This is a genomic window from Planotetraspora kaengkrachanensis (assembly GCF_016862895.1).
In the GTDB taxonomy this organism is placed as follows: domain Bacteria; phylum Actinomycetota; class Actinomycetes; order Streptosporangiales; family Streptosporangiaceae; genus Planotetraspora; species Planotetraspora kaengkrachanensis.
This window is the reverse complement of sequence record NZ_BONV01000033.1, coordinates 25,040-47,204: the sequence shown is the minus strand read 5'-3', so window position 1 is coordinate 47,204 and position 22,165 is coordinate 25,040. Positions and strand designations below refer to the sequence as shown.

18 protein-coding genes are annotated in these 22,165 nt (G+C 70.7%); 3 read left to right on the top strand and 15 right to left on the bottom strand.

The annotated features are described in order from the left end of the window. Positions 1-40: 40 nt before the first annotated feature. The 4 genes from Pka01_RS29290 to yczE form a co-directional block, all read right to left on the bottom strand. On the bottom strand, positions 41-430 hold the full coding sequence (locus Pka01_RS29290) for a PPOX class F420-dependent oxidoreductase (RefSeq protein WP_203886147.1): 390 nt from the start codon (positions 428-430) through the stop codon (positions 41-43). Between the two features lie 86 nt (positions 431-516). Further along, positions 517-1,281 carry an alpha/beta hydrolase family protein gene (locus Pka01_RS29285; protein ID WP_203886146.1) on the bottom strand — a complete coding sequence of 255 codons (765 nt, stop codon included), beginning with the start codon at positions 1,279-1,281 and terminating at the stop codon, positions 517-519. Between the two features lie 234 nt (positions 1,282-1,515). Beyond that, positions 1,516-3,270, bottom strand: coding sequence for a glycoside hydrolase family 15 protein (locus Pka01_RS29280; RefSeq protein WP_203886145.1), 1,755 nt, complete (start codon positions 3,268-3,270; stop codon positions 1,516-1,518). Between the two features lie 10 nt (positions 3,271-3,280). After that, positions 3,281-3,886 (bottom strand): membrane protein YczE, encoded by a 606-nt coding sequence (gene yczE / locus Pka01_RS29275; protein ID WP_203886144.1) that lies wholly within the window; start codon positions 3,884-3,886, stop codon positions 3,281-3,283. Positions 3,887-3,949: 63 nt separating this feature from the next. Here yczE and yczR point away from each other — a divergent pair, with 63 nt between their 5' ends. Then, positions 3,950-5,380, top strand: a complete 1,431-nt coding sequence (gene yczR / locus Pka01_RS29270; RefSeq protein WP_203886143.1) for a MocR-like transcription factor YczR — start codon at positions 3,950-3,952, stop codon at positions 5,378-5,380. On the opposite strand, the gene Pka01_RS29265 is transcribed toward yczR, so the two are convergent. Beyond that, positions 5,370-6,863, bottom strand: coding sequence for a peptide MFS transporter (locus Pka01_RS29265; protein WP_203886142.1), 1,494 nt, complete (start codon positions 6,861-6,863; stop codon positions 5,370-5,372). The genes yczR and Pka01_RS29265 overlap by 11 nt on opposite strands. A gap of 693 nt (positions 6,864-7,556) precedes the next feature. Between Pka01_RS29265 and Pka01_RS29260 the strand changes: the two genes are divergently transcribed. Together Pka01_RS29260 and Pka01_RS29255 are read left to right on the top strand one after the other, a co-directional pair. Then, entirely contained in the window at positions 7,557-8,795 is a 1,239-nt protein-coding gene (locus Pka01_RS29260) for a hypothetical protein (RefSeq protein WP_203886141.1), read from the top strand. A 258-nt stretch (positions 8,796-9,053) separates the two neighbouring features. Continuing rightward, positions 9,054-9,725, top strand: a complete 672-nt coding sequence (locus tag Pka01_RS29255) for a response regulator transcription factor (protein ID WP_308442293.1) — start codon at positions 9,054-9,056, stop codon at positions 9,723-9,725. A gap of 238 nt (positions 9,726-9,963) precedes the next feature. On the opposite strand, the gene Pka01_RS29250 is transcribed toward Pka01_RS29255, so the two are convergent. The 10 genes from Pka01_RS29250 to Pka01_RS29205 form a co-directional block, all read right to left on the bottom strand. Next, positions 9,964-11,679 carry an ATP-binding cassette domain-containing protein gene (locus tag Pka01_RS29250; RefSeq protein WP_203886140.1) on the bottom strand — a complete coding sequence of 572 codons (1,716 nt, stop codon included), beginning with the start codon at positions 11,677-11,679 and terminating at the stop codon, positions 9,964-9,966. Further along, positions 11,676-13,367: an ABC transporter ATP-binding protein gene (locus Pka01_RS29245; protein ID WP_203886139.1), complete on the bottom strand. Its 1,692-nt coding sequence runs from the start codon at positions 13,365-13,367 to the stop codon at positions 11,676-11,678. The genes Pka01_RS29250 and Pka01_RS29245 overlap by 4 nt, the downstream gene beginning before the upstream one ends. A 119-nt stretch (positions 13,368-13,486) precedes the next feature. Then, on the bottom strand, positions 13,487-13,627 hold the full coding sequence (locus Pka01_RS29240) for a SapB/AmfS family lanthipeptide (protein WP_203886138.1): 141 nt from the start codon (positions 13,625-13,627) through the stop codon (positions 13,487-13,489). After that, entirely contained in the window at positions 13,627-16,224 is a 2,598-nt protein-coding gene (gene lanKC / locus Pka01_RS29235; RefSeq protein WP_203886137.1) for a class III lanthionine synthetase LanKC, read from the bottom strand. The genes Pka01_RS29240 and lanKC overlap by 1 nt, the downstream gene beginning before the upstream one ends. A 239-nt stretch (positions 16,225-16,463) precedes the next feature. Next, the gene (locus Pka01_RS29230) at positions 16,464-17,171 is read right to left on the bottom strand and encodes a sensor histidine kinase (protein ID WP_203886136.1); all 708 of its coding nucleotides are present in this window, start codon (positions 17,169-17,171) and stop codon (positions 16,464-16,466) included. A 217-nt stretch (positions 17,172-17,388) separates the two neighbouring features. Next, positions 17,389-17,979: a YrhB domain-containing protein gene (locus tag Pka01_RS29225; RefSeq protein WP_203886135.1), complete on the bottom strand. Its 591-nt coding sequence runs from the start codon at positions 17,977-17,979 to the stop codon at positions 17,389-17,391. A gap of 18 nt (positions 17,980-17,997) precedes the next feature. Next, complete coding sequence (locus Pka01_RS29220) at positions 17,998-19,023, bottom strand: NAD(P)/FAD-dependent oxidoreductase (protein ID WP_203886134.1); 1,026 nt, start codon at positions 19,021-19,023, stop codon at positions 17,998-18,000. Beyond that, the gene (locus tag Pka01_RS29215) at positions 19,020-19,583 is read right to left on the bottom strand and encodes an isoprenylcysteine carboxyl methyltransferase family protein (RefSeq protein ID WP_203886133.1); all 564 of its coding nucleotides are present in this window, start codon (positions 19,581-19,583) and stop codon (positions 19,020-19,022) included. Before Pka01_RS29215 ends, Pka01_RS29220 begins: the two co-directional genes overlap by 4 nt. Before the next feature lie 18 nt (positions 19,584-19,601). Further along, entirely contained in the window at positions 19,602-20,720 is a 1,119-nt protein-coding gene (locus tag Pka01_RS29210) for a type III polyketide synthase (protein WP_203886132.1), read from the bottom strand. A gap of 327 nt (positions 20,721-21,047) precedes the next feature. Further along, positions 21,048-21,890 carry a UbiA family prenyltransferase gene (locus Pka01_RS29205; RefSeq protein WP_203886234.1) on the bottom strand — a complete coding sequence of 281 codons (843 nt, stop codon included), beginning with the start codon at positions 21,888-21,890 and terminating at the stop codon, positions 21,048-21,050. Between the last annotated feature and the right edge of the window lie 275 nt (positions 21,891-22,165).

The following is a 22,165-nucleotide window of genomic DNA, read 5'->3' as shown; positions in this document are numbered from 1 at the left end:
CGTGCGTGACCGGTGACCGCCCGCAGGGGTGATCACGACTTCACACCGTACGGCTCGCTCGCGGCCCGTCCAGCGCCCAAGAGATGATCTTGGCGGGTGTGATCCTGATGATCTCCCGCGAGAAGTACGGCAGGGGCGGCTCGTGGTCCGTCAGCGCCACCGCCGAGCCCCGGATCTCGATGCCGCGGGGCGCCCACGGGTCGATCGTCGCCAGGTCGTCAACGACGAACGCGACCGTGCTGCCCTGCTGGACGTTCCTGAACTTCTTCGACGTCCCCAGCGCGTGCCCTCCGATGACGATCGTGCCGGTGCCGGCGTCGACGAAGAAGTTGGTCGGGTTGTTCTGCACCTGCCCGTCGGGCGAGACGGTGGCCAGCCGTCCGATGCGCTGCGTGGCCAGGTAGTCGAGTTCTGCTCGGGTGAAGATCATGCCCGTCAGCGTGAAACGTTGACGTCGGCGTCAGTCAAGCCGGTCGCCGCGCCCGGCCGGCGAGCCGGACGCCGCGACCGCGCGCGTCAGGCCGGCAGGGTGACCTCTCGGCCGAAGTGGCGCGCGAAGAACCGGACCGCACTGTCGGCCTCGAACCTGGGCAGTTCCTTGTGCCTGCCCGCGTTGGCGTGCAACGTCTTCTCCTTCGAGGCGAAGGCGTCGAACAGCGCGAGACCGGCCTCGCGCGGGATGTGCTCGTCATCCCACTGCATGTCGAACTCGATCGGGATGGTGATCCGCTTCGCCTTCTCGGCCAGGACGTCAGGCCAGTGCTGGCCGAAGACCGCGGCCGTGATCCTGGGTTCGATCGCCACAAGCGGCACCCCGATCGCGGTGCCCATGTTGATGCCGAAGTAGCCGACCGGCCCGTCGGCGCCGATCTCAGGAAGTTCCTGGAGGGCGTCCAGGGTCGCCTGCCACTCGGGCACGGCGATCTCCGCCAAATATGCGTTGTAGCGCACGACGATCGGGCCTTCCGGCTCGCCCGCCGCCCTCGCCTCGAACAGCGCGGCGATCTCCTGCTCGTCGTGCTCCGTGCGCGGCCGGTCGCCGTGACCGGGCGCGTCGATGACGGCGACGTGGAAACCACAGCCGGTCACCAGGCGGTGTGCCCGGCCCGCCATCGCCGGATGCTTCTTGTGGTTGCCGCCACCGTGGCCCATCAGCACCAGGGGTGCGCGGACGGCGCCGGAAGCCGGCGACCAGAGAACTCCGGGGACGTCGCCCACGGTGAAGTCGCGTTCGATCATGCCGTTCGACGGCGACTCGGCGGTGAACTGCAGAGAGTGCATGGGTGTTGCCTTTCGGGGAGTGCCTTGGTTTCGCGGCGCTCCCGGCGACACCTACGTCAATCGCCCGACCGTGACGACAGGGGGAGCACCCACGTGGATACAGCGTTCATGGGTCTCACCTCCTCGGGCGGTGTCGCGGTCGGCTGCAAGCTACCAGACCGACCGCGATCCCGTACAACCCTTTTTCCCGCCATGTGATCACAATTCCGGACAGCCCTGGCTTCCAGACAGGCCCTAGCTGAGCGCCTGGGCCGTGCGGACCAGGTGGATGTGGGTGAACGCCTGCGGGAAGTTGCCGAGCTGGCGCCGCTCGACCGGGTCGTACTCCTCGGCGAGCAGGCCGACGTCGTTGCACAGCGCGAGCAGCCGCTCGAACAACTCCCGGGCCTCGTCCTTGCGGCCGACCAGCGCGAGCGCCTCGGCCAGCCAGAAGCTGCAGGCGAGGAACGCGCCCTCGGCGCCGGGGAGGCCGTCGACGTGGTTGCTGTCGGCGATCGGATAACGCAACACGAAGCCGTCGGGCATCAGCTCGCGCTCGATCGCTTCGATCGTTCCGGTCACCCGGGGGTCCTCCGGCGGGAGGAAGCCGACGATCGGGATCAGGAGCAGCGCGGCGTCGAGCTCGCGTGAGCCGTACGACTGGGTGAAGGTGCCGCGCTCGGGATCGAAGCCCTTCTCGCAGACCTCGGCGTGGATCCGGTCGCGCATGGCCCGCCAGCGGTCGACCGGGCCCGTACGGCCGAGCTCCTCCACGATCCGCACCATGCGGTCCGCCGCCACCCAGGCCATGACCTTGGAATGGACGAAGTGCCGCCGCGGCCCGCGGACCTCCCACAGGCCCTCGTCCGGCTGGTCCCAGCTGCGTTCGAGGAAGTCGAGCAGCTTGCGGACGATGGACCAGGCGTGGTCGTCGGGCGGCAGGCCCTTCTTGCGGGCCTGGTAGAGGCAGTTGACGACCTCCCCGTAGACGTCGAGCTGGAGCTGGTCGGCCGCGCCGTTGCCGATCCGCACCGGCCTGGAGTCCTCGTAGCCCCGCAGCCAGCCCAGCGTGAGCTCGGGGAGCCGCCTCTCGCCCGCCACGCCGTACATGACCTGAAGGTCCTCCGGGCGGCCCGCGACGGCGCGCAGCAACCAGTCGCGCCAGGCTCCGGCCTCGCCGATGTACCCCGCGTCGGTCAGCGCGTCGAGCGTCATGGCGGCGTCGCGGAGCCAGCAGTAGCGGTAGTCCCAGTTGCGGATCCCGCCGATGTGCTCGGGCAGCGAGGTCGTGGGCGCGGCGACGATGCCGCCGGTCGGGCCGTACGTGAGCGCCTTGAGGGTGATGAGCGAGCGGACGACCTCGTCGCGCCAGGGGCCCGTATAGCCGCACTGGGAGACCCAGTCCTCCCAGATCAGCCTGGTCTCGCAGAGCTCCTCGACGGCGTCGATGGGTTCCGGCCGCGGCTGGTGGGACGGGTGCCAGGTGAACACGAAGGGGAGCTGCTCGCCGGCGGTGACCGTGAAGACTCCGGTGTGCCGGTATCCGCCGCCCTTCAGCTGGACGGGGGTGTGGATCCAGACGGAGTCGGGTCCGCCGATGGCGTGGAGGTCGCCGTCGGTGCGGCGGACCCACGGGACCATCCGCCCGTAGTCGAACCTGATGCGGATCTCGGCGGTCATCTCCACGGTCCCCGAGACGCCTTCCACGATCCTGACCAGATCGGGGTTGGCGTGGCGGGGCGGCATGAAGTCGATGACCTTGACGGTGCCCGTGGGGGTCTCCCACAGGGTCTCGAGGATCAGCGTGTCCTTCACGTACTGCCGCCGGGTCGCCGTACGCCCTTCCGAGGGGGCCAGCCGCCAGAAGCCGTTGGACTCGTCGCCGAGGAGTTTCGCGAAACAGGAGGGGGAGTCGAAGCGGGGGAGGCAGAGCCAGTCGATCGATCCGTCGCGGCCGACGAGGGCGGCTGACTGCATGTCCCCGATGAGGGCGTAGTCCTCGATCAGCATGCGGGCCAGGCTACCCGGCGGGCCGCCACATCTTCATGAACACCTGAGTGAGAGGCCCGATGGTGACGGCGAAGACGACGGTTCCGATGCCGACGGTCCCGCCGAGGAGCCAGCCCGCCGCGAGCACCGTGAGTTCGATCAGGGTGCGGGCGACCCGGACGGAAAGGCCCAGTTTGGCCAGCCCCGTCATCAGTCCGTCGCGAGGGCCCGGGCCGAAGCCCGCGTTGATGTAGAGGCCGCCCGCCGCGGCGACCAGGACGATCCCGCCGAGGAGGAACGCCCACTCGACGACGAGGTGGGACGGCGGGGAGACGCGCCACATGACGAGGTCGGCGCAGCTTCCCACGATCAGGACGTTGCTGATCGTGCCGAGGCCGGGCCGCTGCCGCAACGGGATCCACAGGAGCAGTACGAGGGCGCCGACCAGGTTGATGCAGAACCCCATCGACCAGCCGGTGCGGAAGGACAGGCCCTGATGGAAGACCTCCCAGGGGTCGAGCCCGAGCCCGGACTGCACGAGCAGCCCGATGCCTGCGCCGTAGACGACGAGCCCGGCGTACAGGCGGACGAGCCTGGACGAGAGGGAAGTTGACCGTGGTAGCGAGATCTCCGTCATAGTGGTTTCCATCTTTCGGGCCAATTGCTTGCAAATAAAGAGCCAATCAGGAAAAGTGGCCTTATGGACCGGTATCTTAGTGCGTCCCAGCTGGCGAGACTCGTCGAGGTCCCGTCCGGCGCCCGGCCGTACTACAAGGCGCTGGCGGGAGCCGTACGCGGGCTGATCCTGGACGGGCGGCTGCCGGTGAAGGTGCGCGTCCCCGCCGAGCGGCACCTCGCCGAGGCCCTCGGAGTCAGCCGGACCACCGTGACTACGGCGTACGACCGGCTACGCGCGGACGGCTACCTGGAGAGCCGGCAGGGATCGGGGAGCTGGACCACGCTTCCCGGACCGGCCGCACTCGGGCTGGAGAACCCGTGGGTCGCCGCGCCGGACGACGACGGCCTGCTTCCGCTGCACAGCGCGGCACCGTCCGCGACCGGCCTCCTCGGCGAGGCGATCGCCGAGGCGGGGCAGGCCTATCACCGCTACACCCTGGGGACGGGCTACGACCCGGTCGGCCTGGTCACGCTGCGGGAGGCCATCGCCGACAGGTACTGCAGCCGGGGCCTCGCCACCCGGCCTGACCAGATCATCGTCACCACCGGCGCGCAACAGGCCATCCACCTGCTCATGACGCTGCTGTCCGGGCCGGGGGACCCGGTGCTGATCGAGTCGCCCACCTACCCGCACATCCTCGACGTCGCCCGCATGCGCGGGGCACGCCTGGTACCCGTCGGCATCCCCGCGGACGGCTGGCACATGGACCTGCTCACCAGCGCGATGCGGCAGTCGGCCGCGCGGCTCGCCTACGTCATCCCGGACTTCCACAATCCGACCGGCCACCTGATGCCGGACGGCGACCGGGCGGAGCTCGTGGCGGCCGCCCGGCGGTACGACACGACCCTGCTCGTCGACGAGACGTGGGTGGAGCTCGCCATCGACGACGTCGGCGCCCGGGCTCCGCTGGCCTCGTTCGACACGGACGGCCGGGTGATCGGCATCGGCTCCGCGTCCAAGCTGTGGTGGGGCGGCCTGCGGATCGGCTGGATCCGGGGCACGGCCGCGCTGGTGCGCCGCCTCGCCGTGCTGCGGGCCGCGGTGGACATCGCGAGCGCGGTCTTCGACCAGCTCGTCGTCGCCGCCCTGTTCGGCCGCATGGAGGAGACGCGTGCCGAGCGCCGCCGCACCCTGGGAGCGTCCCGCGAGGCGCTCGTGGCGGCCTTACGCGAGGAGTTGCCCTCCTGGAGCTACACGGTGCCGGCGGGGGGCGGCTCGTTGTGGGTGCGGCTCGGCGCGCCGGTCGCGACGTCCGTGGTGGAGGCCGCGGCCTCCAACGGCGTACGGCTCGCGCCCGGCGCGTGGTTCGGCGTGGAGGGGACGCTGGAGCGCTACCTGCGGCTGCCGTTCACCCAGCCGCCCGCGGTGCTCGAGGACGCGATCCGCCGCATCGCGGCACCACCGGGCGAGTACGGCCACCGCCCGGCGACGTCGCTCACCCCTACCCTGTGACCGGCGCGGGCCGGGACTCGCCCTCGCCCATCAGCGCGCGGATCCGGCGGACGAAGAGCAACATGGCGACGCCCGCGACGATGGCGGCCAGGGCGAGACCCAGGTAGTAGGCGGGCATGGGGATCACCTTCGTCAGCCGATAGGTCTGGCCACCGACCGCGTCGCCCAGGGAGATCGCCAGATACCAGACGCCCATCATCTGGTTCTCGAACGCGCGTGGCGCGAGCTTGTTGGTGACCGACAGGCCGGCGGGTGACAGGAACAGCTCGCCGATCGTCTGGATCAGGTACACCGAGATCAGCCACATGATCGACACGCGTACGCCGCCCGAGGCGATGCCGGACGCGACGGACATGACGACGAAGCTGAGCCCGACGAGCAGCAGCGCCACGGCGAACTTGAGCGGGGCGCTGACCCTGTCCCCGGCCTTCAGGAAGGCCTCGGCGAACACCGGGGCCAGGAAGATGATGGCGAGGGAGTTGACGTTGTTGATCCAGCCGGGCGGGACGTGGAAGCCCATGACGTCGAGCTGGGTGTTGTTCTGCGCGAAGAGGGTGAGGGCGCTGCCCGACTGGTCGTAGATGAACCAGAAGACGGCCGCGCCGAGGAAGAGCCACACGTAGGCCGACAGCCGGGTGCGTTCGTCCGGCGTGATCTCACGCGAACGGAAGAGGAAGATGAAGTAGATCACGGGGACGAGGGCCGTGCCGATCGCGAGGACCAGGGAGAACCTGTCGATCGTGAAGGTGCCGCTGATGCCCCACAGGGCCAGCAGGGCCGCGACGGAGGGCAGGGAGATCGACAGGATGGCGCGGAAGCGGCGCCTTTCCTCGGGCGTCAGCCGGTGGTCGGGCTCCTCGCCCACGCCTCCCAGGTGCCTGCGGCCCAGGATGTACTGCGTGAGGCCGACGGCCATGCCGATGGCGGCGGTGCCGAACGCCAGGTGCCACCGGTCGCCCTGCTGCAGCCACGGGACGGCCAGGATCCCCACGAAGGCGCCGAGGTTGATCCCCAGGTAGAAGATCGTGTAGCCGGAGTCGCGGCGGGCGTCGTCCTCGTGCCGGTACAGCTCGCCGACCAGCGCCGCGATGTTCGGCTTGAGCATGCCGCTGCCGAGGGCGACCAGGACGAGCCCCAGCCACACGCACGCCCCGCCGATCGGGATCGACAGGCTGACATGGCCGGCCATGATGACGATCGCGCCGTACAGGACGGTCCTGCGGGGGCCGAACAGCCGGTCGGCCATCCAGCCGCCGGCCAGCGCCAGCAGGTAGACGGAGGCGATGTAGACGCCGTACACGCCGACCGCGGTCGTCTCCGACAGGCCCATGCCGCCGCGGATCGCCGGAGCCGACAGGAACAGCACGAGGACGGAGCGCATGCCGTAGTAGCTGAAGCGCTCCCACATTTCTGTGCCGAACAAGGTGGCCAGGCCACGCGGATGGCCGAAAAAGGTCTTCCCCCGCACGGGCGGCTGTGTCATGCGTTCTCCCCCGATTCCGCAGTGCCCACAGCACGTTACCCCCAAACAGGATGTTCTTTGCGTTTTAGTTGATTTCTATGCCAAACCATCACTTAAGGCATGAATGTGAGTAAACGACTGAGCCTTTTGAATGCTCATGTGCCTGGCGTGACACGTTGGTGATCGCCGGGTGGTCGCCAGGTGATCAGTGGTGATCATGCACAGATTCGCAGATCGGGCTCTGACCGGCGCCTCTCCTTGTTGTGATCATGCACAGGTTCGGAGAAGTAAGCCCTGGCCTGTGGTTATGGCGCTTGTGATCATGCAATGGAGTGGTGTGGGCCGAGGCGGTGGCTTGTCGTGTCGCGGAGGTGTCATTCGTCTTCAAGGACGTACGGCCCGAGCGATTGAGGCGTATCTGATTACGCCACGTGGTCGGGGCAGCCGGTGGCCGGATGCGCGAAGTCGTGCATGATCACGGAAGGCCAAGGCGCAGGCAGTCGCTGGTCTCGCCGAACCTGCGCATGATCACGCATGGAGTTTGGGCCGCTTGACGACCATGATCCCGAATGTGTGCATGATCACGGCCGGGGGGTTGGGGCGTACGGGCGGGTTTTGCTCGTTGGGGTGTGTGTCAGGGGCGGGGGGATTACCTCCGGCTGCGTACGGTCACTGGCCATGATGAGACGTTTGATTGCGACGCCTATCCTCGGAATGGCGGTTACGTTGGCGGCCGGTTCGGCCCCCGCGGCCGCCGACGAACTGGCCATCAGGTCCATCACGGTCAAGCCGGGAACCCCCGTCGTGGGGCCGACGGGTGCGGTCAAGGTGGTGATCGAGGTGATGGCGCGGGGGGCGACGGCCGTCTCCGTTCTCCTCGAGCCCGGCCGTACCGGACCGGTGACCCCGAGCGGTCCCAGAACTCCACCGTCACCAGGAGTGCAGCCGCCCGCCAATCCCGGTACCCCGGGCAACGTCGTGCCGGGAGTCCCCGCCCAGCCTCCCGCCCATGGCCAGTTCCCGGCTCAGGCTCCGGCGCAGGCCCCAGCGCAACCTGCGGCACAAGCTCCCGCGCAACCTCCGGCCCAGTTCCCGGCGCAGGCCCCCGCGCCCGCGCAGGCCTCCTCGCAGGTTCCCGCGCAGGTGAAGGCGCCCGTTCCTGCTCAGCCGCAGGTTCAGGCGCAGGTCCCGTCTCAGGTTCCTGGGCAGGTGAAGGCACCTGTTGCCGCTCAGGTTCCGGCGAAAGTGCCCGCGCCCGTGCCGGCTCAGGCTCCTGCCAAGATCCCCGCGCCGTTGCCCGCTCAGACGTCCGGCCACGTCCCTGCCCAGGTGAAGGCTCCTATGCCGACTCAGGCTCCGACGGCCAAGGTCCCTGCGCCCACGCAGGCTTTGGGCGCCCCGGCGGCAGCGCCGGCGGCGGGTGCTCCGGCCGCCGCGAACGCCCACACCATCCCGCATGGACCCATGCGTGCGATGTCCGCGTCGGTCCCCGGCGCAGGCAACGACCGGTCCGAATGGGAGACCTGGCTCTTCCTGCCGGAGAAGCCGCTGTCCAGGTGGTACCCCAGCGGTCAGTGGACGGTCACGGCCACGGCCCGGAACGCACAGGGGAACGTCGTCAATTACCGGACGATCTTCTTTCTGAAGCGGCAGACCACGCTCGAAGGGGTGAACGTCCTCCGCAGCGTCAACAACCAGGTCCGCATCACCGGGACCCTGCTGCGCGTCGACCCGCTCGGCCGGGTGGACTACCGGCCGTTCGCGGGGCAGTCGGTGTCACTGGCCTTCCGGCCCGCCGGTTCGGGGGTGTGGCGCACGATGGGTACGGCCGTGACCGACAAGAACGGCTGGTTCAGCAGCCGGCTTCGCGGAATGGGCGACGGCGTCTGGCGCGCGGAATATGCGGGTACCGGTCACTACGCAGGTGACATCAGTCTGGATAAGCATCCATAAATCGCGACAAAGCGTCGTTCATCCTGGATAGTACTTATCGGGTGGACTTGTTCTAGCAGCGGATTCGTGCCCGGCTCCTACCACGGAGCCGGGCATTTTCCGTTGGTCGCACAATTTCCAGACCTGTACGGCTTTCGCCGATAAGACTGGCGATTAAAGGTAATAGATGGAGTGGAGAGGGCAACCGAAAACGATGTCCGGCGTCCATATTGAGTGAGCTCGGGCCGTCACGGTCCCGGGCGTCGGGGACAAGGAAGCGTGAGTGAACCGCTGGTGATTCGTCTGCTGCTCGCCGAGGACATGCATCTGATCCGGAAGGCTCTGATCGCGCTGCTCTCCTGTGAGGACGACCTCGAGGTGGTCGCCGAGACCGCGAGAGGCGAGGAGATCGTCAGGCTCGCCTGTCTGCGCCGGCCGGACGTCGCCCTGCTCGACATCGGGATGCCCGGGGTCGACGGACTGACCGCGGCCTCGGAACTGCACCGGCGATTACCCACCTGCAAGACGGTGATCCTCACCGGGCTCGGCACCCCGCTCGCCCTGCGCCGGTCGCTGGACGCCAACGTACGGGGCTTTATCGTCAAGGACGCCGAACCCGGGCACGTTGTCGACTGCATCCGCCGCGTGTACGCCGGCGAGCGTGTGGTCGACCCCGAGCTCGCGGCGGCCGCGCTCGACACGGACGGCAACCCGCTGACGGCTCGCGAGCTGGACATCCTGGAGATCGCCGCAGCAGGAGCCACGGTCGGCGAGATAGCCGAGCGGCTTTCGCTTTCCCATGGAACGGTCCGGAACTACCTGTCGCGCATTCTCGCCAAGCTCGGCGCCCGATCACGCGTGGAGGCGATTCAGATCGCCTCGGAATCGGGCTGGTTGTGGCCGGCGAACGGGCGTGAGATCGGCATCCTCCGCCAGCGCCCCAGGCGCTGACCCGGTGGGGCGGAGTGCCCGTCGAACCGAAAGAAGCCGTGGATATCGGCCCACGCGACGAACCGCGCATGATCACGATTGGCGTTCTCCCTGGTCACGCGTGTTGATCGCGAGTCTGTGCATGATCACGCCAAGGGAACGGGCAGGTGGGAGGGCGTGATCACGAACCTGTGCATGATCACGGCCAGGGGGGCGTGGTCACGGCAAGGGGTGCGTGGTCACGGCCAGGGGGGCGTGGTCATGGGCGGGGGGAGGGGGTGGGGATCCCTTGGGGCAGGCGGTGATCCACCCATAGGCCGACGAGGTCGGCGTAGAGCGGCGAGGCGCCGACCAGGTCCTCGTGCGTTCCGACCAGCACGCGGGTGCCGTCCATGACCAGGACGCGGCGGGCACGCAGCGCGGACGAGATCCGGTGGGCGACGACGATCAGCGTCCCGCCCCTCGCGGCGAACGCGGCCTCGGCTCTGGCCTCGGCGGCGGCGTCGAGATGGCAGGTCGCCTCGTCGAGCACGACCAGCCGCGCGGGGGACAGATAGGTCCTGGCCAGCGCGATCAGCTGCCGCTCTCCGGCGGACAGCTCGGCCGGATCGATCTCGGTGTCGTAGCCGTCGAACCGCTGGGCCAGGCCGGCCAGCCCGAAGGCCGCGACAGCCTCGTCGACGGCCTCGGCCGGCGCCTCGGGGGTGAGGTAGGTGAGGTTCTCCGCGAGGCTTCCGTGGAAGACGTAGGCCTCCTGCGGGATCAGCGCGCGTACCGCCTCGTGCGTCTCGTTCGCGGGGACGCCGCCGACCAGCACCGAGCCCTCCGTGGGGCGCAGCACCCCGGCGACGAGCCCGGCGAGGGTGGACTTGCCGATCCCGCTCGGCCCCACGACCGCGAGGTGGTCGCCTTCCGGCACGACGAGATCCAGACCGTCGATCACCGGCTCCGCTTTGGGCCCGTACGCGAAGGCGACCCCCGTCAGCTCCAGTCGCGTGCCCTCGGGACGCCGCCGCGGCCCGCCCGACTCCGGCGGGCCCTGGTCGCCGAGGATCCGCTCCAGAGTGACGGCCAGCCGTACCCCGCTGACGCCGAGCCCCTGGACGAGCCCGGACAGCGCGGGAGTGAGCGACTGCATGACGTACGTGAGGGCCCCGAGCACCACTCCCGCCGTCAGACCCCGGCCGAGCAGCCACGGTGTCCCCGCGAGCAGCAGGAGGATCGGCAGCCAGCCGCCCACGGCGAGCGACAACGTCCGGGTGGCCGTGACCCTGGCCAGCGATCTGGCGGCCCGGGCCTGGTCGCCGATCTGGCGGCCCACGGTGGCGGCGACGCGGACCTCCGCCCCGCAGGCCGAGACGTCGCGCAGTCCGCCCGCCATGACGGCAACCGCCGAGGCGGTCCGCTCGTCGGCCACGATGAAGTCCCGCTGCCGCCGGGCCAGCGCGGGCAGGGACGCGAGGAACAGGCCCAGGCCGAGCAGCACGGGGGGCAACACGAGCGGCACCACCTCCGGGGCGAGCGTCATCATGCCGATCGCGACGCTGACCAGGGTGAACACGAACGACCTGACCACGGTGATGATCGCCCCGAGCGCGTCCCTCGCGAGCTCGACCTGATGGTTCATCCTGGCCACCGCCGCGGCGTCGCCGTCACGCCCCGCGCGCAACGCGCCGGAGACCACGCGGGTCAGCAGGTCGTCGCGGAAGGGCTCGACCACCGCCGCGATGTTCAACAGGATCTGGCGGGCCGCGACGGCGGCCAGCAGCCAGGCGGCGGCCAGCAGGGCGAGCCAGGCGAGTCCCGTCCCGGGACGCCCCGCCGCGAACCCGTCGTCCACGGCCCTCGCCACCGCGTGACCTCCCGCGAACGCGGGCACCACCTCGGCCAGTGACCAGGCGCTCAGCCGGACGATCCGGTACGGCTCCCGCGACAACGACCGGCGAAGGAAGATCCACACGAGCCCGCCACTCATGTGGCCCCCTGGAAGACCGCCCGGTAGTCCGGGTCGGCCCACAGCGACTCATGCGTGCCGTGTGCGCGCACACGCCCGTTCTCCAGCCAGACGACCTGGTCGGCCCGGGCCGCGGTGGCGACCCGGTGGGCGACGACCAGGCGGGTCCGGTCCGCGAGCCTGCCGGTGAGCGCGCGGCTGACCTGGCGCTCGGTGAGGGTGTCGAGGCTCGACATGGCGTCGTCGAGGATGAGGAGGCGCTCGGCCTGGGCGAACGCCCGGGCGAGGCCGACGCGCTGGGCCTGGCCGCCCGACATCGGCGCCGCCGCCGTCGGCGTGGCGTATCCCCGGGGCAGGCGGCGGATGAACACGTCGGCGCACGCGTCCTGCGCCGCCTCCTGGACCCGGGCGGCGTCCGGCCACCGCTGCCCGAAGGCGACGGCGTCACCGACGGTCGCGCCGAGCAGGACCGGACGCTCGAACGCGTACCCGACCGCGCGGCGCAGCTGATCACGCCCGATCTCCGGCAGTGGAACACCGTCGAGCAGCACCGACCCCCAGTCCGGGTCGACCAGTCTGCCCGCCACCGCCGCGAGCGACGACTTGCCCGAGCCCGACCGGCCGACGACCGCCACGCAGCACCCGCCGGGGACCACCAGATCGATGTCGCTCAGCAGAGGCGTGCCGTTCGCCCGGACGGTGACCCTGCGGAACTCCAGCCGCCCGCGCCCTCCGGCCGGCGGGCGGGAGCCGTACGAAAGGGGCCGCTCCGCCAGCAGACGTTCGAGGCGGTGGGCGGCCGACCGGGCGCGGGCGAGCCGGCCCGCGTAGCCGATCGCCGAGCCGAGGCCCGCGCCGAGCACGGCGTAGCGGGCTCCGGCGAGCAGTTCGCCGACGGTGAGGGCGCCGCTCGCGAGCCTGAGCCCGCCGACGGCGAGCACCGCCGTCTCCAGCAGCGGGATCACCACGGCCGCCTGCACACCCGCACGCGCGTGGAGCCGCCACAGCGCCAGCCCGTGTGAGCGGAGCCGGGGGAGCGGCAGGAGGACGCGGCGCACCTCCTGCTCCTGGGTGCCCGCCGCCGTGATCGTGCTCGCACCCGCGAGGGCGCCGACGAGCCGGGCCGCGATTTCGCCCTGAGCCTGCTGGTAGCCGCCCGCGGCCGCCGTCGTCTTGCGCATGAACGCCCGGACGACGCCGACGATGGCGAGCAGACCCGCGACGAGCGTCACCGCCAGCCACGGATCGATGAGGGCGAGGGCGACCACGCTCCCGGCGGAGGGGATGACCAGCGACGCGGCCGTGACGACGGACTCGGGCGCGCGTGCGGCCTCCTCCACGTTCACCCCCGCGCGGGTCACCAGGTCCCCGGTCGTGAAACGCCTGGTCATGGCCGCCCCGACGGCGAGGATGTGGCCGACGACGCGGCGGCGCAGCCACAGCGCCGCGTGCGCCCCGCTCGCGCCGGACGACAGGACGCCGAGCGCGTCACAGGCAACGAGGAAGACCACGAGGAGCACGGTCGCGGGCAGCCACCCGTGGCCGTCCGGCGTGGCCCCCGTCAGGGTGTCGAGCGTGCGGCCGAGCGCCATCGGGAGGAACAGCTCCGCGACGGAGCCGGCCAGCGCGGTGGCGGTGAGGAGCCACAGCCACCGGCCGCTGTGCCTGGCGGCCGTGCTGATCAGCGCGTCCGCCGCTCGTGAGGACATCGGCCCCTCCCTGGACCTTGGACCTCCCCGAACCGGCATGAGGCCTCGGCTCGGAGGGTCCCGGAGAAACGAGAGCCTGGGCGGCCGCGAGGGCCGCCCAGACCTGTCGTGCTAAATCGTCACCGCCCGCAGAGCAGGCTGAGGCTGCTGTTCTCGTGCGGGGTGCAGGCCAGCAGGCTCAGGTTGCTGCCGCCGCCTCCACCGTGACCGCCGCCGTGACCACCGGGGGTCTCGAGCGTCTGAAGGTCGAGAAGTGCCATTACGAACACCTCCTTCCACTACTCGTCGGGATGGTGGACCCGGCGGGCTCACGCAGGGGCCCCTGCGCCTTACGCCTTCCGGGGGGCTTGAAGAAGGGGAGGCGCACCGGCTCGTCGTGCAGCACGGCGCCGAGCGCGAACAGCACTCCGGCACTCCCCGTTGCGAAATCCATCGACAACCGGAGCAACTGGGCTCCGGGGAAGGCGAGGCCGTTCCTGTAGGGCAGCTCATGCCAGGCCAGGCGTGAGATCTGCCGCGCGGCCGCGTCCCGCCGGCCCTCCATCCCGAGGCAGGCGATCATGCCTGCGCGCCCGGCGAACAGGCCCGGCTGGATGAAGTACGACAGGGTGGTGACGGGGCGCATGGCCTCCATCGCCTCGGCGAACCGCTCGTCCCGCCTGTGTGAGAGATAGCGGGCCAGGACCAGGCCGATGCCGGCCGACCCCTCGTCGAGGTAGGGGTTGGTCCGCCAGCCCTGCTGCACGTGGAGCTGGCCGTCGTCCCTGCGGACACAGCGCCTGAGGTCCTGCCGCAGCGCGGTCGCCGCCAGGTCGAGCAGGCTCATGTCGCCGGTCCGCTCGTAGGCGTGCAGGAACATGAGGGCGGGCCCGGCCGAGCCGTACATCAGGCCGGCGTGCGGGTGGACGCCGCCGCTGATCTCGGGCACGTCGCCGGGGCCCCCGAGCCGGTCCGCCACCACCTCGACCATGTCGAACGCCTGGTCGCCGAACGCCGCCTCGCCGGTGACGTCCTGGAGATGGAGCAGGTTCAGCGCGATCCCGGCGATGCCGCGATACAGGCTCAGGTCGAGGTGCTCCCAGCCCTGCCCCGCGCAGACCTCGGCCACGTCGAGCGCGTCCTCACTGCGGCCGAGCGCCTCGAGCGCGTAGGCGACGCCGTGCAGCCCGTTGTAGAACCCGATGCCCGCCGCCGGGTCCTTGGCCCGTTCGACCAGCCAGTCCTCGTGGTCGGGGAAGCGCCCTGCGCCCGTGACCGCGAGCGCGTGCAGCACGCCGGCGGCTCCGTTGGCGAGGCTGACGCCTCCACCCGGCTGGAACTGGACGATGTCTCCGGGGAACAGCCGGTCGCCGCGGCCGGGCGTCGCGCTCGCCAGGATCGCCCTGGTGACGGACTCCCTGATCGCCGGCCAGCTGTTCGCCAGCATGCTCGCGGGAGGCGCGGGCGGCTCGTGGCCCACGATCGTCCGTACGGCGGCCGTGATCAGCCCGGGGGAGACCGGGAACGTCTCCGTGACCAGCCGGCCCAGGTCGACGGCCTTCGGCCGGTGGAGCGGCAACATCATCGTGGCCATCGGGGCGAACATGCCGAGGTGTAGGCAGGCGAGCGCGTACGCGTCCGCATCCACGCCCGTGCGGCCCGGCGGCGGGACGAACCCGGGGTTGGCCAGCGTGGGCCGTTTGCGGTCGGCCGCCAGAGAGGAGACCTCGAAGTCGATGAGCACCACGCGCTCCCCGTCGACGAGGACGTTGAACGGGTGCAGGTCGCCGAACACCACGCCCCGCTCGTGCAGGGCCGCCAGCGCCCTGCGCACCTCGGCGAGCATGTCGACCGCCCACCGGGTGTAGCCGGCGAGGGCGTCGTCGTCCTCGTCCGAACTTGTCAGCGGGTGCTTCTGCGCGATGAGCCGGCTCAGGGTCGTGCCGTCCACGTGCTCCTGGACGAGGAAGTGGTGCTCCCCGAGGGTGAAGTAGTCGCGCAGGGCGGGCACCACGTCCAGCCCGGCCAGCCGATCCATGATCTCGGCCTCGTGCCGGAGACGGGTGACCGCGTCCCGGCCGGCGGTGTCCAGTCCCGCGTGCGGACGCGCCTCCTTGAGCACGACGCGCTCGCCCGTGCGGACGTCGGTCCCGAGGTAGACGCCGCCCCCGTTGGAGAAGTGCAGCACGCTGTCCACCCGGTACGGCAGGCCCTCCATGGTGACGGAGTTCCTGGCGGCCAGATGCGGTTCGAGGAACCCGGGGAGCGTCACCCACGGCGGGAGGACGAAGGCGGGCCCGCGGACGTCGGGAACGAGTTCGCCTTCGGGGTTCTCGATCGCGAGCACCCGCTCGCCGCCGTCCGTCACGCAATACCGTTCGGCGAAGCCGCCGTACCGCACGAACAGCGGGCCGGCGCCGTAGCGCAGGTCGCTCAAGATGTACGGCCCCGCGACGCCCTCGAGGATCTCCGCGAGGTCCTTGAGTACGAGCTCCAGCTGGACCTCGTCGACCGGGTAGATCGTCACGAGCTTGCCGCTGGAGTCGCGGCCGGCGTACTTCGAGTTCCGCATCATCATCACGCGCCGGCCGCGCAGGAACTTGAACGCCAGACCGTGGGTGACGCAGTAGTCCCACACCGCCGCGAGCACCTGCTCGGCCTGATCGAGACACGACGAGACGTGGATCTTCCATCCCTGCTGCGGCAGCCGTCCGCGGGACGGCGCGTAGTGCGACCAGGTGTCCGTCGCCACATGTGCCCAGCCGTCGGGAAGGGCACGGCCGGCGACGGCGAAGTCCGGGTGCTCGGCGCGTTTGCGGTCGAGCGTGTCATAAAAGAAAGGATCCGCGAAGCAATAATTCTCGTACGTGTTAATCACAAGATTTCCCCTTAGGCCGATCGCTTCAAAGAATTCCGGAATTAAGGGGTTGGGCCAAGTTACGTGAGTCAACACCTGCATAGGTGTCCGTCATGCGGCCACCCGTGATTCTGGTCATGGGACATCGCATGACGAACCCATGGACGGGCCGGACGCATGCGTGTGGAATCGGCCGAACTCACAGGTGACGGGCCGAGGCGGCCTGGCTTCCGGAGAGTGGCGGGACCGGTCCGGGCAGGTCAGCGGGAGGAACGCGTGGGGAGCTCCGTCACCAGCCGGAACCAGCCGTCCAGGTCGAGGATCGTGCTGACCGTGCCGTCGAGGGCGGCCGCGCGGACGCGCAGGCTGTCGATGCCGGTGCCGCTCCGCGGGCGGGTCATGGGCTCCACGCCGTCGTTGGCGACGGTGAGGGTGACCGACCGGCCCGTCGGCCGCATCTCGATGAGGCAGCGACGTGCGTCGCTGTGCCGGAGCACGTTGGTCACCGCCTCGCGCACCGTGACCGCGAAGAAGGCGCCGGCGTCGGGGGCGAGCGCGACGTCCGCCACCTGAAGAGTGCAGTCGACGCCGCGCGCGGTGAGGACGGCCCTGGCGTCGGCGATCTCCGACCAGAGGGAGATCTCCTGGTAGGACCGGGTCACGTTGCGGATGTCGGTCGCCGCCCTGCGGACGGACTCGATCACGTTGGCCAGGGCCGGCCGCACGGGGGAGTTCTCGTCGGCGAGGCGGTAGGCGAGCTCGCCCTGGAGGGAGGCCAGCCAGAGGCGGCTGCCGACCAGGTCGTGCACGTCGCGGCCGAGCTGTTCACGCGCCTCGGCCGCGGCCTTGCGCAGGGCTTCGCCGTCCGGACGGCGGGACCGTCGTGAACGGCAGGCGAGCACGGCGAGGGCGGCGCACACGAGGCAGATCGTCACGGCGGCGAGGGCGAGCACGGCGGAGCTGGGCAAGTGAAGATCCTCCAGTCATCCTCGCCAGAGGACCGGCCTCGCTTTCGAATGCACCGCCAGATCATCGCATGAAAGTCGATAAATATGGCGACTTAATGCGGATCGAATTGCGTTCTATTCGCGGCGTGCCGGATGGATGCCGGAATCGTCGCGATGCGCGTGATTCGGTTGACGAGGATAGAGAATTCCGCCCGCTTGCGGCGGCGAATCTGGGGTCTCAGGATCCCCCTCTCTCGATGGGACCACCTGTCGGTCCGGCCACCGTGTCGATGGACAGCGCCGGGATCGCCTCCTGTTTCCTGGTGAGGTTCGCGAGTTCCTCCGGCGGCTCCGCGCCGTCCCGCACGGCCATGACATAGGCCTTCGCCTCTCGCGGTCCCAGCTGCGGGGCATGCTTGCGCAGGTGGCGCATCGCGGCCATGGCCCCCTCGGAGCGCGTGAGCTCCCGGACGGCCGTGGCCAGCGGATCAGGCGGTCGGACGTCCTTGATCTGCTGAACGTACAGAGCCTCCCAGTCCTCACTCACGTACGTGGTGACGGGGATGTGGTGGATGCTCCCGTCCTGCCGGTCCACCAGGTAAGGGCCGTGGCCCGCCAGCATGTGCTCCAAGTCGCGGCCGCGGACGTACTCCACCGACTGCCAGAAGACCAGCCAGCCGAGGGCGTGTTCCTCCACGTGGAGGACGGCGAGTTCAGGCATCCACGGCGACCGCTGCCGCATCGGCGACAGCAGCGCCTCGACCAGTTCGACGGCCCGATCCTCGGTGATCTCGCCCTCACCATTCACCGCGACGCGGACCGGCCGCACGGCGGTTAACCGGGACTCTCAGGCGAGGGCTCGTACGGCGGCGCCGAAGAGCGCGGGCATCCGCTGCGCCGCAGGGACGACGAGACGCGCGGACCCCTGGTGACGGCGGGCCGCGAGGAGGGCGGCGGTCAGCAGCCGGTGGCGCAGGGATATGCGGCGCCAGGCCTGCTCGTAGGCCTCGGGCCGCCCCGCCCGCAGGCAGCGGACCAGAGCCTGCGACGACAACACCGCCAGCGACAGGCCCTCGCCGGTGAGGGCGTCCATGTAGCCCGCCGCGTCCCCGACCAGCAGCACCCGCCCGGCCACCCGGGACCGTACGCGCTGGAGCAGGGGCCCCGCACCGCGCACCGGGGTCGCCGCGGGGCAGTCCAGGCGGGCCCGCAGATCGGGGAACTCCGACAGGTGCTCGTCGTAGGCCCGGCGCCGGGAGCTCAGCACGGCCACGCCGACGAGGTCGTCGCCCACCGGGGTGACGTACGCCTCGCCTCCGGGGGCCCAGTGCACCTCCACGAAGTCGGTCCACGGGGCCGTCCGGTAATGGCGGCGCAGGCCGTACCTCCGGAGGCGGGAAGGGGGCGGATCCAGTCCGAGCATCGCCCGGATGGGGGAGTGCAGCCCGTCGGCGGCGACCAGCCACCGCGCGCTCACGGTACGGTCGCTCACTGAGGCGAGCACAGATCCGGTCTCCTGGCTGACGCCGTCCACGTGGCCGGGGACGACGCGCACGCCGAGACTCTCCGCGCGTTCGGCGAGCGCCGCGTGCAGGACCGTACGCCGCACGCCGACACCGAGGCCGTCGTGGAAGGCCGCCTGGGCGCGGTGGCTGCCGTCGAGGTAGCGGATCCCGCGGAACGGCCTGCCCGCCATGAGGACGCCCATCGACCGGAGCGCGGCGGCTCCCGTCGGCATCAGCCCCTCGCCGCAGGCCTTGTCCACGGGGCCGGCCCGTGGTTCCACCACGACCGCCTCCATCCCGGCCAGTGCGGCGTTGATCGCGGTCGCGAGCCCGGCCGGGCCGCCGCCCGCGACGAGTACGTCGATCATCCAGGCGCCCCCTCCTGCGATCGGGAGCCCGAGGCCGCCGCGGCGGAGAGCCGGTCCATGAGGGACTCCTCGCAGCGGATCCGCACGACCATGAGGGCCGCGTTCAGCACGGTGAAGACGGCCGCCGTCAGCCACGCGGTGTGAACCAGCGGCAGCGCCGCCCCCTCGACCGCCACCGCCACGTAGTTCGGATGGCGCAGCCACGCCAGCCGGTACGGCCCGCGGGCCACCAGCGGCAGACCGGGCACCACGATGACCTCGGTGTTCCACTGGCGCCCGAGAGTGGCGATGCACCACCAGCGCAGGCCCTGGGCCGCCAGGACCAGGACCAGCATGGGCCAGCCGAGCGCGGGAACGAACGGCCGGTCGGCCAGCCACACCTCCAGCAGGCATCCGAACAGCAGCCCCGTGTGGAGGGCGACCATCCAGGGATAGTGGCCGCGTCCGGCGACGACGCCGCCTCGGGCGAGGCTCCAGCGGGCGTTGCGGCGGGCCACGACCAGTTCGGCGAGGCGTTCCACCGCGACGAGGACGACGAGTAATGCGTACCAGGTCGACACGTGCGGGACCTCCCTGTCCTACCAGCGCAGCAGGACGAGCTCGGAGCAGAAGCCGGGGCCCATGGCGATCAGCAGCCCCGGGGTGCCGGGCGGCGGCGGGCGGAGGGCGAGGGTGTCCCTGAGCACGTGCAGGACCGAGGACGAGGACAGGTTCCCGATCGCGTCCAGCGACCGCCAGGTCATGTCGAGCGCCCCGGTCGGCAGTTCGAGCGTGTCCGCCACGGCCTCGAGGACCTTCGGCCCGCCCGGATGGCACACCCAGGCCGTCATGTCCGGTGCGGTCAGCCCGTGGCCGCCGAGGAAGGCGGTCACGTCGTCGGCGAGGTAGGTCCGCACGACGTCGGGCACACCGGCGTCCAGCACGACCTTGAAGCCGGAGTCGCGGACGTCCCAGCCCATCACCCGCTGGGAGGACGGGTAGAGCCGGCTGCGGGTGGCCACGACCGTGGGCCCCTGGGCTGTGGTGCTCTGCGGGTGAGGGGCGGCGGGGCTCTGCGGGTTCGGAGCGGTTGGTCTCTCGGCGGTGGGCCTGTCGTCGCCGACGGCGACGACCGCCGCGGCGCCGTCTCCGAACAGCGCGCTCGCCACCAGGTTGGCGATCGAGCCGTCCTCCCGCTGGAGCGTGAGTGAGCACAGTTCCACCGAGAGCAGGACGGCCACATGACCGGGCCAGCCGCGCAGGTAGTCGTGCAGGCGGGCGATCCCCGCCGCGCCGGCCACGCAGCCGAGGCCGAAGACGGGGATCCGCTTCACGTCCGGGCGCAGGCCGAGGCGGCCCGCGAGCCGCGCGTCGATGGAGGGGGCCGCGATGCCGGTCACGGACGTGCACATGATCATGTCGACGTCGTCCGGGGTGAGACCCGCCGCGTCGAGTGCGCCCGCGACCGCCTGGGCCCCGAGTTCGACGGCCGCCTCGATGAACAGGTCGTTCGCCATGCCGAACCCGTCGAGCTCGCCGTACTGGTCGAGGGGGAGCACGAGATTGCGATGCGAGACGCGGGCGCTGCCGTGGAGCCGGTCGAGCAGTCTGCGGTCGGCGCCGTCGGGGAGGCAGACCTTGGCGAAGACGTCGGTGATCTCCGCCTGCGGATACCTGTTCGGGGGAAGGACTCCGTGGACGGCGGCGATTCGCGTCATATCCAATTCCCCCGGGGTAGCGAAAGATTCGGCATATCTCTTTTGCCCGCCAAGAGCGTCCCCATGCCGATCACCCCCGCCCCCTCGTGGGGTGATCATGCACAGGCTCGCGGCCATGCCCGCTGACCAGCCCCTTCCCTTGCCGTGATCATGCACATCTTCGTCAAGAGCCCCCGTGACCTGCCCTCCACCTGCTCGTGATCATGCACGGATTCGCGTTCATGCCCGCTCACCTGCCAATACTCACTCCGTGATCATGCACGCTTTCGGTCGCGCACGGTCTGGCCCGCGCATATGCCGTTCGTGATCATGCAGCGACGCGGCCCGTCAGACGCCCACACCGACTCCGGACCCGAGGAGGAGGCCGACATCGACGGCCGCACACCCGATGGCCGCGGCGAAGGGGACCCTCGGTGACAGGCCGGCGAGAGCCGTACCCGCGACGCCGAACACGGAGGCCGCGGCCAGCGCGGCCCACGCGACAGAACCCGGCGGCCCGGCAGGCGCGAACACGAGCAGTGCCGACGCCCCGAGCAGGGGAACCGGGATCAACGTGCGGACACGGGACGGCCCCAGACGTTGCGGCCAGCCGCGGACTCCGACGGCGACGTCCTGTGCGATGTCGGGCAGGACGTTCGCGAGATGCGCCCCGAGCCCGAGCGCAGCCGCCGCGGCGACCGCCCACCACGCCGGCCACGGCCCTCCGGGGAGCCCGGTCGTCACGAAGATCGGCAGGCTGCCGAATCCCACGACGTACGGCGCCCAGGACAACACGGTCGCCTTCAGCCGGAGGTTGTACGCCCACGCTCCCGCGACGGCGACGAGGTGGACGGCACCGGCGAGCAGGCCGCAGGCGAACGAGAGCGGCACGCAGAGGGCGAACGCGGAGATCGCGGACACGTACACCGTCTTCACGCCGACCAGTCCGGCGACGATGGGCTTCTCGGCACGAGCGGCGGCGGTGTCACGGGCCGCGTCGACGGCGTCGTTGCACCAGCCCACTGAGAGTTGACCGGTGAGAATGGCGGCCGCCACCAGGACGCTGCCCGAGGTGTCATGTCCGGCGGCCACAGCAAGGGCGGTGACCAGCGCGGTGACGGCCACGGTCGGCCCGGGGTGACAGGACTTCGCGAGACCGCTCAGCGCCCCCGTCAGGGAGCCGCGCCCCATCGTCACCACCAGAGCCTAACTCCGGCGTGGATCATCATGGGGCCAGGCGTGATCTGCATGATCACGCGGTGTGTCCGCCCTGGTCGTACGGCACGGCGACGAATCCGTGCATGATCACGGCCAGGGTTTCCGCCGGTCGGGCCGTACGCGGCCGAAAGCGTGCATGATCACGGGGTGAGTATCGGCAGGTGAGCGGGCATGAACGCGAATCTGTGCATGATCACGCGGCGGGGGTGGGCAGGTCGGCGGGTACTTCCGCGAATCCGTGCATGATC

Bases quoted from the DNA above. Each gene is read 5' to 3' on its own strand.
- yczE (WP_203886144.1), bottom strand. From the start codon at position 3,886: ATGACGGAGATCTCGCTACCACGGTCAACTTCCCTCTCGTCCAGGCTC.
- Pka01_RS29260 (WP_203886141.1), top strand. From the start codon at position 7,557: ATGGCGGTTACGTTGGCGGCCGGTTCGGCCCCCGCGGCCGCCGACGAA.
- Pka01_RS29285 (WP_203886146.1), bottom strand. From the start codon at position 1,281: ATGCACTCTCTGCAGTTCACCGCCGAGTCGCCGTCGAACGGCATGATC.
- Pka01_RS29250 (WP_203886140.1), bottom strand. From the start codon at position 11,679: ATGAGTGGCGGGCTCGTGTGGATCTTCCTTCGCCGGTCGTTGTCGCGG.
- Pka01_RS29290 (WP_203886147.1), bottom strand. From the start codon at position 430: ATGATCTTCACCCGAGCAGAACTCGACTACCTGGCCACGCAGCGCATC.
- Pka01_RS29265 (WP_203886142.1), bottom strand. From the start codon at position 6,863: ATGACACAGCCGCCCGTGCGGGGGAAGACCTTTTTCGGCCATCCGCGT.
- Pka01_RS29240 (WP_203886138.1), bottom strand. From the start codon at position 13,627: ATGGCACTTCTCGACCTTCAGACGCTCGAGACCCCCGGTGGTCACGGC.
- Pka01_RS29205 (WP_203886234.1), bottom strand. From the start codon at position 21,890: ATGGGGCGCGGCTCCCTGACGGGGGCGCTGAGCGGTCTCGCGAAGTCC.
- Pka01_RS29245 (WP_203886139.1), bottom strand. From the start codon at position 13,367: ATGTCCTCACGAGCGGCGGACGCGCTGATCAGCACGGCCGCCAGGCAC.
- Pka01_RS29220 (WP_203886134.1), bottom strand. From the start codon at position 19,023: ATGATCGACGTACTCGTCGCGGGCGGCGGCCCGGCCGGGCTCGCGACC.
- yczR (WP_203886143.1), top strand. From the start codon at position 3,950: ATGGACCGGTATCTTAGTGCGTCCCAGCTGGCGAGACTCGTCGAGGTC.
- Pka01_RS29280 (WP_203886145.1), bottom strand. From the start codon at position 3,270: ATGCTGATCGAGGACTACGCCCTCATCGGGGACATGCAGTCAGCCGCC.
- Pka01_RS29210 (WP_203886132.1), bottom strand. From the start codon at position 20,720: ATGACGCGAATCGCCGCCGTCCACGGAGTCCTTCCCCCGAACAGGTAT.